This is a genomic window from Agrobacterium sp. P15N1-A (assembly GCF_044626815.1).
GTDB lineage: Bacteria > Pseudomonadota > Alphaproteobacteria > Rhizobiales > Rhizobiaceae > Agrobacterium > Agrobacterium leguminum.
Window position 1 is genome coordinate 577,421 of record NZ_JBIUPF010000003.1, and the last position, 14,913, is coordinate 592,333.

13 protein-coding genes are annotated in these 14,913 nt (G+C 59.1%); 11 read left to right on the top strand and 2 right to left on the bottom strand.

Features of this window, described 5'->3' with window-relative positions; genetic code table 11:
- Positions 1 to 31: 31 nt before the first annotated feature.
- The 6 genes from ACIK7D_RS14465 (at position 32) to ACIK7D_RS14490 (ending at position 7,204) form a co-directional block, all read left to right on the top strand.
- Entirely contained in the window at positions 32 to 370 is a 339-nt protein-coding gene (locus tag ACIK7D_RS14465; RefSeq protein WP_400156623.1) for a hypothetical protein, read from the top strand.
- A gap of 791 nt (positions 371 to 1,161) precedes the next feature.
- Positions 1,162 to 2,226, top strand: coding sequence for an HlyD family secretion protein (locus ACIK7D_RS14470; protein WP_400156624.1), 1,065 nt, complete (start codon positions 1,162 to 1,164; stop codon positions 2,224 to 2,226).
- Between the two features lie 11 nt (positions 2,227 to 2,237).
- Positions 2,238 to 5,006: a ribosome-associated ATPase/putative transporter RbbA gene (gene rbbA, locus ACIK7D_RS14475; protein WP_400156625.1), complete on the top strand. Its 2,769-nt coding sequence runs from the start codon at positions 2,238 to 2,240 to the stop codon at positions 5,004 to 5,006.
- Positions 5,003 to 6,121, top strand: a complete 1,119-nt coding sequence (locus tag ACIK7D_RS14480; RefSeq protein WP_059756311.1) for an ABC transporter permease — start codon at positions 5,003 to 5,005, stop codon at positions 6,119 to 6,121. Before rbbA ends, ACIK7D_RS14480 begins: the two co-directional genes overlap by 4 nt.
- Before the next feature lie 115 nt (positions 6,122 to 6,236).
- Positions 6,237 to 6,839, top strand: a complete 603-nt coding sequence (locus ACIK7D_RS14485) for a hypothetical protein (RefSeq protein ID WP_400156626.1) — start codon at positions 6,237 to 6,239, stop codon at positions 6,837 to 6,839.
- 218 nt (positions 6,840 to 7,057) lie between these two features.
- Positions 7,058 to 7,204 carry a DUF1127 domain-containing protein gene (locus tag ACIK7D_RS14490; protein WP_003521716.1) on the top strand — a complete coding sequence of 49 codons (147 nt, stop codon included), beginning with the start codon at positions 7,058 to 7,060 and terminating at the stop codon, positions 7,202 to 7,204.
- A gap of 431 nt (positions 7,205 to 7,635) precedes the next feature.
- On the opposite strand, the gene ACIK7D_RS14495 is transcribed toward ACIK7D_RS14490, so the two are convergent.
- Positions 7,636 to 8,079, bottom strand: coding sequence for a response regulator (locus ACIK7D_RS14495; protein ID WP_400156627.1), 444 nt, complete (start codon positions 8,077 to 8,079; stop codon positions 7,636 to 7,638).
- 479 nt (positions 8,080 to 8,558) lie between these two features.
- Here ACIK7D_RS14495 and ftsZ point away from each other — a divergent pair, with 479 nt between their 5' ends.
- The 3 genes from ftsZ (at position 8,559) to ACIK7D_RS14510 (ending at position 11,539) form a co-directional block, all read left to right on the top strand.
- Positions 8,559 to 9,521, top strand: coding sequence for a cell division protein FtsZ (gene ftsZ, locus ACIK7D_RS14500; RefSeq protein ID WP_003521714.1), 963 nt, complete (start codon positions 8,559 to 8,561; stop codon positions 9,519 to 9,521).
- Positions 9,522 to 9,766: 245 nt separating this feature from the next.
- Entirely contained in the window at positions 9,767 to 10,465 is a 699-nt protein-coding gene (locus ACIK7D_RS14505) for a GntR family transcriptional regulator (protein WP_400156628.1), read from the top strand.
- 108 nt (positions 10,466 to 10,573) lie between these two features.
- Complete coding sequence (locus ACIK7D_RS14510; protein ID WP_003521712.1) at positions 10,574 to 11,539, top strand: dihydrodipicolinate synthase family protein; 966 nt, start codon at positions 10,574 to 10,576, stop codon at positions 11,537 to 11,539.
- A gap of 341 nt (positions 11,540 to 11,880) precedes the next feature.
- Here ACIK7D_RS14510 and ACIK7D_RS14515 read toward each other — a convergent pair whose 3' ends face one another.
- Positions 11,881 to 12,918, bottom strand: coding sequence for an Ldh family oxidoreductase (locus ACIK7D_RS14515; RefSeq protein ID WP_400156629.1), 1,038 nt, complete (start codon positions 12,916 to 12,918; stop codon positions 11,881 to 11,883).
- 443 nt (positions 12,919 to 13,361) lie between these two features.
- On the opposite strand from ACIK7D_RS14515, the gene ACIK7D_RS14520 reads away from it, so the two are divergent.
- Together ACIK7D_RS14520 and ACIK7D_RS14525 are read left to right on the top strand one after the other, a co-directional pair.
- Positions 13,362 to 14,168: a transporter substrate-binding domain-containing protein gene (locus ACIK7D_RS14520; RefSeq protein WP_080818943.1), complete on the top strand. Its 807-nt coding sequence runs from the start codon at positions 13,362 to 13,364 to the stop codon at positions 14,166 to 14,168.
- Between the two features lie 71 nt (positions 14,169 to 14,239).
- Positions 14,240 to 14,905: an amino acid ABC transporter permease gene (locus tag ACIK7D_RS14525; RefSeq protein WP_400156630.1), complete on the top strand. Its 666-nt coding sequence runs from the start codon at positions 14,240 to 14,242 to the stop codon at positions 14,903 to 14,905.
- Positions 14,906 to 14,913 lie beyond the last annotated feature (8 nt).

Genomic DNA, 14,913 nt, shown 5'->3' on the forward strand with positions numbered 1-14,913 from the left:
GACACCCGTAAAGTCTGAGAGAGGCACTATCGTGACAAGTTTTGTCATCAGGACGGAAGATGATGAAGATCTTGGCTTCCTCCTGTTTGTGAAGCAACAGGGAGAGTGGCCACCTGCCGGACCGAATGAGTGCGTCTTCAGTGGTTCCCCATATGACCCATTGCTATTGAACGACCCCCGCGGGCGTTTCGTGACGGAGCATAAAGGGCAGGAGTGGATCGCAGCCGTGAACTACACGGACACGGAAATCACTGTGCTGATTGATCTCGATACGGGCTGGGCATTTGAACTGCGCAGCAACGAGGATGGGTATCGGTGGACGGCGCAGCGTGAAGAGGAAACGATAGGCGGCAAGGGTGTGTTCTTCTGAGTTCCGACGATGTAAATGGCGCGCCTGACTCTCAGGTAGTTGTAAAACATGCTCAGTTCGGAATCTTTTGCCCAAGCGCTGACGGTTCTGAAAATCAGTTGGATAGAACCGCACGAACCGCTACATGTCACTCGCAATGGTCGCACCGCAGACCTGTCGTTGACCGGCATGAAGGTGAAAATACTGCCGACGACCTTTGGATGTGGGTTATCGTTGGCGCTGACTGGAAGGTGATGGTGTTCGAACGCGCTCCGGCAAACGCCGGACCGAAAAGTGGTTGCATAATTCATGGTTGGCCGAAAAGGGCCTAACCGCACGGTCCTGGTGAGTTGAGGATCATGAAAACTTCCGATTGGCTACACAATAGCCAAGCCCCGCCGTTTTGGCGACCGGGATTTCAGTGGTCCGCCGCTGAACCGTAAGTGATTGTTACACTTGAATAACGAGCGAATTATGCTGAACTGGTTGCGGGGGGCTCGCTTCAAATCTCTATAGTCAACAAATGTCGGTCTCGGTCAAATCCTGCCCGAGCATGACGGACGGGGATTGTCATGCCGCCCCTTAATTCCGGCGGTGAGTCTCCATGGTGCTTCCAGCTTTTGCCCTAAACCTCCCGCGCACTTGACTTGTGTCAAAGCCGCAAAGCACACCCTCACGTAAACAGCCCTTAACCCGGCCCGTTCTCCTCAAACAGGAGAAATGTCGGGTGCGAATACTAAACGCAATGGTGGCTGGCTTCTTCGGTTTCATCGTATTAGGGTTGAAATTCGAAGGGTTCATGGGGAAGACGGATGTCTAAAAAAGGCTTGCTCGTTGGTCTGGTGATTCTGGTTATTGGCGGTGTCGCCTATTTCTCCTGGTCGAAGCTGAAGGGTGAGGGACTTCCCGCCGGTTTCGTGGCCAGCAACGGCCGGATCGAGGCCGTCGAAATCGATATTTCCACCAAGACTGCTGGTCGTCTTCAGGACATCATGGTGCGTGAGGGTGATTTCGTGAAGGCCGGGCAGGTGCTGGCGCAGATGGACACCGCCCAGCTGGAAGCGAGGAAGCGTCAGGCGGAAGCACAGTTTCGCCGCGCGAAAATAGCAATCGATACGGCCAACAGCCTTGTCGCCCAACGGGAGGCCGAAAAGACCTCGGCGCTGGCGGTGGTGGAACAGCGCAAGGCCCAGCTCGATTCCGCCTCCAAGACCTATGCGCGCTCGAAACAGCTGCTGACCGGCAACGCCGTCTCGCAGCAGATCGTCGATGACAGTGAGGCCGCCGAGCAGTCCGCCCGCGCCACGCTCGCCTCCGCTGAGGCTTCGCTTGCCGCCTCCGATGCCGCAATCAACGCCGCCAAGGCGCAGATCGTCGATGCCGAGGCGGCGGTGGATGCCGCGCAGGCCGATATAGAAAGCATCGAGACTGACATCGCCGATGCGACGCTGAAATCGCCCCGCGACGGCCGCGTGCAATATCGTATCGCCCAGCCGGGTGAGGTGCTGTCGGCTGGTGGACGGGTTCTGAACCTGGTCGATCTCGGCGATGTCTATATGACGTTCTTCCTGCCGACGGCCGAGGCCGGTCGCACATCCATGGGATCGGACGTTCGCCTGATACTGGATGCCGCCCCGCAATATACCATTCCGGCGAAGGTTTCCTTCGTCGCCGATGTCGCGCAGTTCACGCCGAAAACGGTTGAAACCGAAGAGGAACGCCAGAAGCTGACATTCCGGGTGAGGGCGCAAATCCCGCAGGAGCTGCTGCAGAAATATATCCAGTATGTCAAAACCGGGCTGCCCGGCATGGCCTATGTCCGGCTTGATCCGCAGGCCGCCTGGCCGGAAAACCTCGAACGCAATCTCGTCAAGTGACGGTGGCCACCATGGTCGCGCCTCCCGCAACGAATGACAGGCATGCACCGATCGCGCGATTGGCCGATGTGCGGTTGACTTTTGGAACCACCATAGCGCTGGCCGACATATCGGTCGATATCCCCGCCGGGCGGATGATCGGGCTTATCGGGCCTGACGGTGTCGGCAAATCGAGCCTGTTATCGCTCGTCTCCGGCGCGCGCGCCATCCAGAAAGGCAGGGTGGAGGTTCTGGGCGGGGACATGTCCGATCCGCGCCACCGCGAAGATACCTGCCCGCGTATCGCCTATATGCCGCAGGGTCTTGGCAAGAACCTTTATCCCACCCTGTCCGTCTTCGAAAATATCGACTTTTTCGGCAGGCTGTTCGGGCAGGGCGGCAGGGAGCGGCAGGCGCGCATCGCCGAATTGCTGAAGAGCACCGGCCTCGAGCCATTCGCCGACCGCCCCGCGATGAAGCTTTCCGGCGGCATGAAGCAGAAACTCGGGCTCTGCTGCGCGCTTATCCACGATCCCGACCTGCTCATTCTCGATGAACCGACCACCGGCGTCGACCCAATGTCGCGCCGGCAATTCTGGGAGCTGATCGATTCCATCCGGGCCGGGCGTCCGGGCATGAGCGTCATCGTCGCCACGGCCTATATGGAAGAGGCCGCCGGTTTCGATTGGCTGGTCGCCATGGATGGCGGCAAGATTTTAGCCACCGGCTCGCCTGCCGAACTTCTTAAGCGCACCTCCGCACCCAATCTCGATGCCGCCTTCATCGCGCTTCTTCCCGAAGAAAAGCGCAAGGGTTACCACGAAGTCCATATCGCGCCGCGAAAGGTGACCGGTGAGAGCGACTATGCCATCGAGGCGTCGCATCTCAGCATGCGCTTCGGCGATTTTACCGCCGTCGACAATGTCAGCTTCAAGATTCCGCGCGGCGAGATTTTCGGCTTTCTCGGCTCGAACGGTTGCGGAAAATCCACCACAATGAAGATGCTGACGGGGCTTCTGGCGGCCAGCGAAGGCGAGGCAAAGCTTTTCGGGCACAAGGTGGATGCCAGCGACATGGCGATCCGCCACCGCGTCGGCTATATGAGCCAGGCCTTCTCGCTCTATTCCGAGCTGACGGTGCGCCAGAACCTCGATCTTCACGCCCGCCTGTTCAAGCTGCCGGAAGAGAGCATTCAACCGCGTATCGCCGAAATGGCCGAGCGTTTCGATCTCGGTGCGGTCATGGAAACCCTGCCGGACGACCTGCCGCTCGGCATCCGGCAAAGACTGTCGCTGGCGGTGGCGATGATCCATTCGCCTGATATTCTCATCCTCGATGAACCGACCTCCGGTGTCGACCCGGTGGCGCGCGACGGGTTCTGGCAAATCCTTGCCGATCTCTCGCGCAACGACAATGTCACCATCTTCATCTCCACCCATTTCATGAACGAGGCGGAGCGCTGCGACCGGATTTCGCTGATGCATGCCGGCAAGGTGCTGATCAGCGATACGCCCGATGCGATTACCAAAAGCCGCAATGCCGCAACGCTCGAAGAGGCTTTCGTCGCTTATCTGGAGGATGCTTCGGGCGTGAAAAAGGCGGAGCCTGCGGCAGCGCCCGTCGCGACAGCGCAGGTGCCGGCGACGCAACATGCCGCCTCCGCCCGAAAGAGGTTTTTCGATTTCAGGCGCATGTTCAGCTATACCCGCCGCGAGGCGCTGGAACTTCAGCGCGATCCCATTCGCGGCACGCTGGCGGTGCTCGGCAGCGTCATCCTGATGTTCGTTATCGGATACGGTATCAATCTCGATGTCGAGGACCTGACTTTCGCGGTGCTGGACCGCGACGATTCCACCATCAGCCGCGATTACGTGCTCGACATTGCCGGCTCCCGTTATTTCATCGAGAAGGAACCGATCCGCGATTATGCCGATATGGACCGGCGGATGCGTGACGGGGAACTGAGCCTTGCGATTGAAATTCCCCCCGGTTTCGGCCGCGACGTGTTGCGCGGCAAGACGGTGGAGGTGGGCGCCTGGATCGACGGCGCCATGCCGCAGCGGGCCGAGACAGTTCGCGGATACGTGCAGGGCATGCACCAGACATGGCTGGCGCGCAAGGCGGCCGAGATTTACGGCAGCGCGGCGACGCAAAGCACATTCAGCATCGAAACGCGTTATCGATACAATCCGGACGTCAAGAGCCTCGTCGCCATGGTGCCGGCGGTCATTCCGCTGCTGCTCATGCTCATTCCCGCCATGCTGGCGGCGCTCAGCGTCGTCAGGGAAAAGGAACTCGGCTCCATCGTCAATCTTTATGTGACGCCGACCACGCGGCTGGAGTTCCTGATCGGCAAGCAGCTTCCTTATGTCGCCCTCGGCATGCTCAATTTCCTGCTTCTGACGGCCTTCGCCATCTTCATCTTCCAGGTGCCCTTCACCGGAAGTTATCTCGCCTATGCGACGGGAGCGTTGCTCTATGTCATCATCGCCACCTCCATCGGCCTTCTCATGTCGTCCTTCATGAAGAGCCAGATCGCGGCGATCTTCGGCACGGCTTTGCTGACGCTCATTCCGGCAACGCAATATTCGGGTATGATCGATCCCGTTTCGTCGCTACAGGGGGCGGGCGCCTTTATCGGCAACATTTATCCCGCCACCTATTTCATGACCATTTCGCGCGGCACCTTCTCCAAGGGGCTGGATTTCGCCGGGCTCTCCGGCTCGTTCCTGCCGCTTCTCATCGCCATTCCGCTGCTTCTCATTGCCGGCGCCGCACTTTTGAGGAAACAGGCGTCATGAAGCTGTTTTCGTCCAACATCTTCCAGCTCGGCATCAAGGAACTGCGCGGCCTTGCGCGTGACGGCATGTTGCTGTTGCTCATCGTCTACGCCTTCACGCTGCAGATCTATACCGGCTCCAGCGCGCTGCCGGAGACGCTGAACAATGCCGCCATCGCCATCGTCGACGAGGATCAGTCGCCGCTTTCCGGGCGCATCAGCACGGCTTTTTATCCGCCCTATTTCTCCCCGCCGAAGCAGATTTCCATCGCTGAAATGGACAAGCGCATGGATGCGGGCCTCGATACCTTCGCGCTCAACATCCCGCCGGATTTCCAGCGCCGGCTGATGGCCGGGCAGCAGCCGGCCATCCAGCTCAATATCGACGCCACCCGCATGAGCCAGGCTTTCAGTGGCGGCGGTTATGTGCAGAGCATCGTAACGAGCGAAGTTCAGGAATATATCAACCGCTATCGCGGTGCGACTTCGGTGCCGGTGGATCTGACGCTACGCTCCCGTTTCAACCCGGAGCTGGACAAGTCGTGGTTCGGGTCGATCAACAACATCATCACCGCCATCACCATGCTGTCGATCGTGCTGACGGGGGCGGCGCTCATTCGCGAGCGCGAGCATGGCACGGTCGAGCATCTGCTGGTCATGCCGGTCACGCCGCTGGAAATCATGCTCAGCAAGGTCTGGTCCATGGGCCTTGTCGTGCTGGTGGCGTCTGCTTTTTCGCTGTTTGTCGTCGTCAGGGGCCTGCTCGCCATTCCAATCGAAGGCTCGCTTTTGCTCTTCCTGCTCGGAACGGCGTTGCAGCTCTTCGCCATGACGTCGATGGGCATCTTCCTTGCGACGGTGGCTGGTTCCATGCCGCAATTCGGCATGCTGCTGATCCTGTTCCTGCTGCCGTTGCAGGTGCTCTCCGGCGCCATGACACCGCGTGAAAGCATGCCTGATATCATCCAGTACATCATGCTTCTCGCACCCAACACCCATTTCGTCATACTGGCGCAATCGGTGCTTTTCAGGGGGGCGGGGCTGGATGTAGTCTGGCCGCAATTGCTGGCGCTGCTGGCCATCGGCTCCGCGCTCTTCGTTTTCGCGCTTCGCCGTTTCAGGCGGTTCCTGCGCTGATTCCGCCTATTTCCGCGCAAGTTGAATTAATTGTGTTCGGTAACGGTATGTTCGCCTTCCGTGAATATGCCTATGAGGACGGCTGGGTAAGCGGGCTTTGTTCAGGAGTAGCAAAATGAATATTGCAGCACGTCTGTCACTGGCAGCCATGATTGCTCTGGCGGTAACGCCCTCTCTTGCGTCAGAAGATATGACGTCGGAGACGAGCGAAGCGATATTCGGTTTCGGCGGCGCCCTGACGAAAGAAGACATGCTGAAAAGTGCGGCCCTCATTCCGGTGGAATATGAGCGCAATGCCATTCTTGGCGGCGGCTATCAGTTCTATCCCTACCACATCGGCAACGTGAAACTCGGCGGCGAAATTGGCGTCGCCGCCAGATTTGGCAAGGGCTTTACCGGTGAAGTCTGGGCGGGTCCGGTCGCGCGTTACGAGCAGATCAGGCTCGGAGAACGGCTGTTCATCACGCCAAGCTTTACCGCCGGCCTCAGCCTCGTCACGGATGCGCAGCCGGGCCGCGAGCGCGAACAGGAAATCAAGGACGACGGCAATGCCAATGTCCTGTTTTATCTGGGACCGGAAATCAACGTGTCCTTCCGCGAGGATTCCTCGACGGAATTCTTCTGGCGTCTTCACCACCGTTCCGGCGGTGGCAAAACACTGGGCAATATGAAAGGCGCCACAAACGCCAATATATTCGGCGTCCGCTACAAGTTCTGAGCGGAGGGGGACGGTTCCAGGCCCGGCGAACCGTCTGAATTTTAGTCACGTTTCTTTTTCGTCGCAAACCGTCATGGGGAACCCTTGCGTCTGGTGCATGGGTGGATTGCCTTATTCTGCCTGTTAATTCGTCATCGAAAAGCGCATATAGGGGGCATCAAAGGACGCCGGAACGAAAACGTTACTGACGTCACCTAAACCTCAGAAAGGGTAATGTCATGAACGTAGCACGCAGCTTCAATAACTGGCGCAAATACCGTCAGACCATCAACGAACTCGGCCGTATGAGCACCCGTGAACTGCACGATCTCGGTATCGATCGCAGCCAGATCACCAGCGTCGCCCGCGCCGCCGTTGGCAGGTAATCAAGGCGATATCGCCGCTTCTGAATGCCCAAACGCCCGCTCCGCGGGCGTTTTTGTTTTGGGGATATGGAATGCTTTTACCGCGAATATCCACCAGATAATCCGGCGATGTCGAAGTCCGAGCCGAAAGGTGGGGTTTTCCCGACGTCAGGCGACGAATATCGCCATGCAGTGAATGCATATCTGTGCTGCAAGCTTGTGCCTGTCAAATACGCAGAAAAATGCTATCTTCCAATCATCGAAAGGGATGTACCTCCTCCCACATCCTTTTGGTAATGCGGGTGATCCTACTCCTCCTCCCAAAGGATTGCCCCGGGGACAGCGGTTTTCCTCCTCCCATATCGCTGTTCATCTTTTCAAAAAGCCTGCCGCACCTCCTCCCGCGGCAGGCTTTTTTGTTTTCAGCATCTTCCTTTTTCTTCAGGAATATCTCAGTCGAAAGCCATCATGCCGATGGGCGTCACGGCATGGGTGCCTGCGCGTCTGGCAAGGGCGTAGGCAAGGCACTGCTCAACGGCGTCCTGCGGCACGGGCTTGGCGATCACGCCGGCGCCGATGCCGAGGTTGACGACGACTTCGGGGTTTGCCGTCATGAAGATCACCACCACGCCATGATCTTCGGAAAGCCGCCGTCCGATCTCCGGGCCGGTCTGTCCGTCGGCAAGATTGACGTCGACAAAGGCGATATCGGCACGGCTGCCAAGCGCCACGGCGTCTTCCAGCCGGTTGGCGATGCCGATGACATCCGCCTCTTCTTCCGCCTGCAAAATGGAATCCTCTATATCCATGGCGATGAGGAATTCGTCTTCCACGATCAGCACACGCGGCTGTTCCGTGCGGAAACCCGGTTCGTTCTGCAAGGCGTCTGCCAACATATGCCTGTCTCCATTCTGTGTGCTCCAGAGCATCGGACCGAAAAGTGCAGCGCAGTTTTCGGGTCTCCGATGCATCCACTAAACCTGGAGTGGGGAGGGCCGGTTCCGTTCTATCTCCCGCCGCTCCAGCGCGGTCGGCAAGCAAACACTTCTCGGCGTAACTCGTTCCAAAGTGAGATAAACATAGTGAATGGAGTGTAAACGGCGTGCCTTTTCGGCTATCACCTTTCAAGAGCGAAGCAGTTGATTCGGTTCGGTTTTCATCCGGGGAAGGGGTCGGAGAACGTCGCCGTGGAGCATCTTTCGCCCCCTGGAACACCGTTCTTTCGCCATTATGGGGTGAAAGGCCGGCATGAAAATTCAAAGCGTTACAGCCTCTTTCCCATCTGGGAGGAAGCGCTGGAACCTTGCCGATCATTCGCGTGCCGCGGTCAAAAAAACGGCGCGGGACCCTATGAGTTTAGAAAGAGAATAAGACGATGACCCAGTCTCCGCGCGCCACCATTGCCCGCAACACGCCCAATATCGCCGTCGTCGGCGTCGGTGGCGGTGGCGGCAACGCGATCAACAACATGATTGCCGAGGGCATCGGCGGCGTCGATTTCATCGCCGCCAATACGGATGCGCAGGCGCTGAAGAAGACCAACGCGCCGCGGCTCGTGCAGCTCAGCTCCGAACTGACCGGCGGGCTTGGGGCGGGCGCTGATCCCGAGGTTGGCCGGCAGGCGGCGATCGATTCCCTCGATGAGATCATGGATCACCTGAGCGGCTACGACATGTGTTTCATCACCGCCGGCATGGGCGGCGGCACCGGCACGGGCGCTGCCCCCGTCATTGCCGAAGCCTGCCGGGCGAAGAACATCCTCACCGTCGGTGTCGTGACGCTTCCCTTCAGCTTCGAGGGCGCGCGCCGCATGCGGGCTGCCGAATACGGCTTCGCCAACCTGCTCAACACGGCCGATACCGTCATCGTCATCCCCAACCAGAACCTCCTGCGCATTGCCGATGCCGGCACGACCTTCGAAAATGCGCTGAAAACGGCGGACAAGGTTCTGTCGCTTGGCGTGCGCTGCATCACCGATCTCATCCTGCGCGAAGGCCTGGTCAATCTCGATTTCGCCGATGTGCGCTATGTCATGAAGAATGGCGGCCGGGCGCTGATGGGCACGGCGCAGGCCAAGGGCGAAAAACGCGCCTCGGAAGCGGCGGCCGCAGCCATCGCCAACCCGCTGCTCGGAGAACCGTCGCTGAAGGAAGCGCGCGGCGCTCTTGTTTCCATTTCCGGCGGTAACGATCTGACGCTCTACGAGATCGATGAGGCAATGACGCTGGTGCGCGAGGCGGTCAGCGAGGAAACCGATGTGGTGATGGGCGCTTCCTTCGACCCGACGCTGGACGGCGCTTTCAAGATTTCCGTCGTCGCCACCGGCCTGCGCAATTGATGCTGGTTTGAGGCGCGGCGTGCTCCTCAATCCCTGGTTAAATCGCCTTCTTTAGTCGGCGATGCCCCATAAACAGCGTCCACGCCACAAACTGAACGATCAAAAGCCGTCGCGGGTAATTTTCGCGACGGCTTTTTGTTGTTTTTGAACAATTATTCCGCCATTCGAAGAGGCGACGACGCTGCGCGGCGTTGATTGCGAAAAAATATAATAGTACTCTTTATGTCGACAAGAGGGATTTGGTGATGACGGATATAATTGCTTCTGCCGAGCGCAAGCGCGGCTCCGGCGTGAAGATGGTCTATGACTTGCTGCGCGACGAGATTCTCGATCTGGTTCTACCGCCGGGCAGCCCCATCGATGAGGTGCAGCTTGCCGAAAGGTTCAAGATGTCGCGCACGCCGATCCGCGAGGCGCTGGTGCGGCTTTCGGGCGAGGGGCTGATCGATACGTTGCCGAACCGTTCGACCATGGTGTCGAATATCGATTTCCTCAACATGCACACCTATTTCGATGCGCTGGTGTTGATGTATCGGGTAACGACGCAGCTTGCCGCGCAATATCACCGTCCGGAAGATCTGGCCGGCATCCGCGCCCACAATGCGGAATTCGCCATTGCGGTGGAGGAGCAGGATGCGCTGGCAATGATCTCCACCAATGCCGCGCTTCACCTTTCCATCGCCGAAGCCGGTCGAAACCCCTATTTCACCAGCCTGTTCAAGCGGCTGCTGGATGAGGGACGGCGCATTCTCCGGCTTTATTACCAGTCCTATGACGATCGTCTGCCGAAGCGTTTCGTCGACGATCATGATGAGATCATCGCGGCGATCGCCACGCGCGATATCGCTCTTTCCGAAAGGCTGGCCCGCGAGCATGCCGAACAGATCGTGCGGCAGGTGCAGAAACTGCTGGTGCGAAACGAGCGTCTGGAAATAAATCTGTAGCTTGTCGATTTCTTGTCGACAAATAAAATACAAGATAGTAATGTCCCTGTCGAAAGGGTGGCGCGGACGTGCGTCCATTCCCGAAAAACTGTCCCTTAGGAGCTATTAATGACGGCCAGCATTTTTTCCGGCGTGATTCCCGCCTTGATGACCCCCTGCAAGGATGATCGCACCCCCGATTTCGATGCGCTTGTTCGCAAGGGCAAGGAACTGATCGCCGATGGCATGTCGGCCGTTGTTTATTGCGGTTCCATGGGCGACTGGCCGCTCCTGACGGACGAGCAGCGCATGGAAGGCGTGGAGCGCCTGGTGAAAGCCGGTATTCCGGTCATCGTCGGCACCGGCGCGGTCAACACGGCATCCGCCGTTGCCCATGCCGCCCACGCCCAGAAGGTCGGCGCCAAGGGCCTGATGGTCATTCCCCGCGTCCTGTCGCGCGGTTCGGTCATCGCCGCCCAGAAGGCGCATTTCAAGGCCATCCTCTCGGCTGCACCGGAAATCCCGGCCGTCATCTACAACAGCCCCTATTACGGCTTCGCCACCCGCGCCGATCTCTTCTTCGCGCTGCGCGCCGAGCACAAGAACCTCGTCGGCTTCAAGGAATTCGGCGGCCCGGCGGATATGCGTTATGCGGCCGAGAACATCACCAGCCGCGATGACGACGTGACCCTGATGATCGGCGTCGATACCGCCGTCTTCCACGGCTTCGTCAATTGCGGCGCCACCGGCGCCATCACCGGCATCGGTAATGTCCTGCCGAAGGAAGTCATTCACCTCTGCAAGCTGTCGCAGGCCGCCGCCAAGGGTGACGCGGACGCCCGCGCCCGCGCGCTGGAGCTGGAACAGGCGCTCGCCGTTCTCTCTTCCTTCGATGAAGGCCCGGATCTGGTTCTCTATTTCAAGCACATGATGGTGCTGAAGGGCGACAAGGAATACACGCTGCACTTCAACGAAACCGACGCCCTGACCGACAGCCAGCGCGGTTATGTCGAGGCGCAGTTCAAGCTGTTCAACAGCTGGTATGCCGACTGGAGCAAGCTTCCGGGCGCCGTGCAGGCCTGCAAGGCTGCCTGAGATATTGCTGACGTGAAAACAAAAGGCCCGCAACTGCGGGCCTTTTTTGCATTTACGAGGTTTGAACGTTTCTTGGCTTCGACGTCATCCCCGGACTTGTCCCACGGCTGTTCCGGTTTAAATTTTCTGCCGGCTACAATCCCCACGAAGTTGGCGATGAAGAGTGGATATTCTCTCGGCGTCATCCTCGGCCTTGTGCCGAGGATCTAATCAAGGTGAATAAAATCAATACGTTGCAGATCCTCGGGACAGGCCCGAGGATGACGGAGGAGAGGTTTGCGGATTACGCCGTCAACTCTGCACCGGGCGGCGGGCCTTATGTATATTGTTCTCCGACACGGTCAGGAAACCGCGTCCAGCCCCTTTTCCAGCAGCCGGTCTAGCCCGGCCATTTCGGCGGCGGTAAGCGTGATGCCTTCGCTTTCGGATTTGGCGCGGGCAGTGAAGCGGCGGCCCGAGGGCAGGCGGGCGCCCTGGCCGATAATGGCGTCGAACAGCACTTCCGCGCGCTGGAAGGGATCGCCGGGGCGGCCCTTGGCAAAGGCCTCAGGTGAAAAAGCGACGATCAATTCGCCATGGGTGGGGGCAAGCGTGGTGGTGCCGAGAAATTCGAGCGCTTCGGGGCTGGTGAGATCGCCGATCATGATGCCGGCGAGAAGCTCGATCATGGTGCCGATGGCCGATCCCTTGTGGCCGCCAAAGGGCAGCATGGAACCGGCAAGGGCCGCCTCCGGGTCGGTCGTCGGCTTGCCGTCGGCATCCAGAGCCCAGCCTTCAGGCAGGGGCTTTCCGGCCCGCCGGTGCAGTTCGATTTCACCGCGGGCCGCAACCGACGTCGCGAAATCGAAGACATAAGGGGAGGTGCCCTTGCGCGGCCAGCCGAAGGCGAAGGGGTTGGTGCCAAGCAGAGGCTTGGTTCCGCCGGTGGGCGCGACGGTGGAATAGCTCGGGCACATGACCAGCCCGGCGAGACCGTTTTCGGTCAGCCCTTCGACTTCCGGCCAGAGCGCCGAGAAATGCGTGCAGTCATTGACGACGAGCGCTGCGATGCCCGAGCGTCTCGCCCGCTCCACCAGAACCGGCAGACCAAGTTCGAAGGCGGGGTTGGCGAAGCCGCCATGGGCATTGACCTTGACGATGGCCGTGCCGTCGTCTTCAGCCACTTCAGGTATCGCATCGGGCTTCACCTTGCCGGCCCTGACGGTGCGGAGCGCGCCTTCGATACGGTAGATGCCGTGGGACTTGCAGGCGTCCCGCTCCCCGGCAGTAATGACGCGCGCCAATGCGCCCGACTGTACGTCATTCAGCCCGGCCCTCAAAAAAATCGACTCGACCCGCTGGAAAAGTGCCTCAATGGTCAAGGTGGTCGTGTCGCTCATCATAGTCCTCCGATAGGGCTCGCACATTTTGAATACATAAAGTATACAAAGGTGTGAGTATTGCAACGTGTCTTTTCGATGAAGCTCAGTCAGAGCAGAAGGCCACTCTGTCAAACACGAAGATACCTTAAGCCCCCATTCCTGTGCTTGTCACAGGAAACCGGTCGACGCGCGTCTGCGCGTCGGAAAGCCTCTTTCAGCCCAAAGACTTGGGCTGGCTAGATTCCTGTGACAAGCACAGGAATGAGGGATGCTGGATGTTTCGCCCACCTTGTCCGCTCGCCGCGCGCCGGCTGGCCTAATCATCCGCGACACCTCATCAGTTCGCATGCGCACAAAATTCTTTTTGTATACTCATTGTATTTTTATGTTGATTTATCGCTTCCATGGGGAAATAGTGACCGCGCCTTCAACGGCAGACCAATTCTGGGAGCAAATCAAGAATGAAAAAATCGGTCATTTTCGCCGGCCTCTTGGCCGCCACTTCCGCTATCACCCCGGCCAAGGCCGACAAGCTGGACGACATCATCTCGTCCGGTACGCTGCGTTGCGCCGTCGTGCTCGACTTCCCGCCCATGGGCGCGCGTGATGACGCCAACAACCCGATCGGCTTCGATGTCGATTATTGCAACGATCTCGCCAAGGCGCTCGGCGTTACCGCTGAAATCGTCGAAACGCCGTTCCCCGAGCGCATTCCGGCGCTGATGTCCGGCCGTGTCGATGTCGGCGTTGCCTCGACCTCCGATACGCTGGAGCGCGCCAAGACGGTCGGCATGACCGTGCCCTACTTCGCTTTCGAAATGGCCGTTACCGCCAATGACAAGTCGGGCATCAAGTCCTTCGAGGACATGAAGGGCAAGACGGTCGGCGCCACCGCCGGCACATTCGAAGCCATTGCGCTCGAAAAGTCGGTCAAGGAATGGGGAACCGGCGAGTTCCGTCCTTACCAGACGCAGGCAGACGTGTTCCTCGCGCTCAGCCAGGGCCAGATCGACGCCACCGTTTCCACCTCGACGGTTGCCCAGTCCAACGTCAAGGGCGGCAAGTTCGCCGGCATCTCCGTGGTCGGCAAGGCGCCCTATGACATCGATTATGTCGCGCTCTTCACCAACCGCGACGAATACGGCTTCATCAACTACCTGAACCTCTTCATCAACCAGCAGGTTCGCACCGGCCGTTACGCCGAACTCTACGAAAAATGGGTTGGCGGCGAAGTTCCCTCGCTCACCGTCAACGGCGTTTATCGCTAATCAGGACTTTTCGTAAACGGCGCGGTCACAGAGATCGCGCCGTTGATCGTTTCTGAAAAGGCGGGACGCCCATGTTCAATTATACATTCCACTGGAATCAGGCGCTGAAGGCTCTGCCGCAGCTTCTGGACGGTGCGGTGGTGACGCTGCAGATCGCCATTCTGTCGATGGTGATCGGTCTTGCCTGCGCCATCGTGCTGACGCTGTTCCGGCTCTCCGGCAACCGCATTCTCGGCGCTTTCGCCGCCGTCTGGGTGGAAATCGCCCGCAACACGCCGGCGCTGTTCCAGATTTACATGGCCCATTTCGGCCTTGGCAATTTCGGCATTCACCTCAGCCCCTATACGGCGCTTCTGGTCGGTATCGCCTTCAACAATGCCGGTTATCTCGCGGAAAATTTCCGTGGCGCGCTGAAGGCCATTCCCGATACGCAGACGCGGTCGGGCCGTTCGCTCGGCATGACCTCGATGCAGACCTTCCGGCTGATCATCCTGCCGCAGATGCTGCGCGTTGCGTTCCTGCCTGCCACCAACCAGATGGTCTGGGCAATCCTCATGACCTCGCTCGGTGTCACGGTTGGCATGAATACGGATCTCGCCGGCGTCACGCAGGCGCTCAATGCGCGCTCGTTCCGTACCTTCGAATTTTTCGCGCTCGCCGCGGTCATCTATTACGTGATCGCCACGATCGTCACGCTCGCCGCCAGATTGCTGGCCGCGCGTCTGTTCCGTTATTGAGAGAGGTG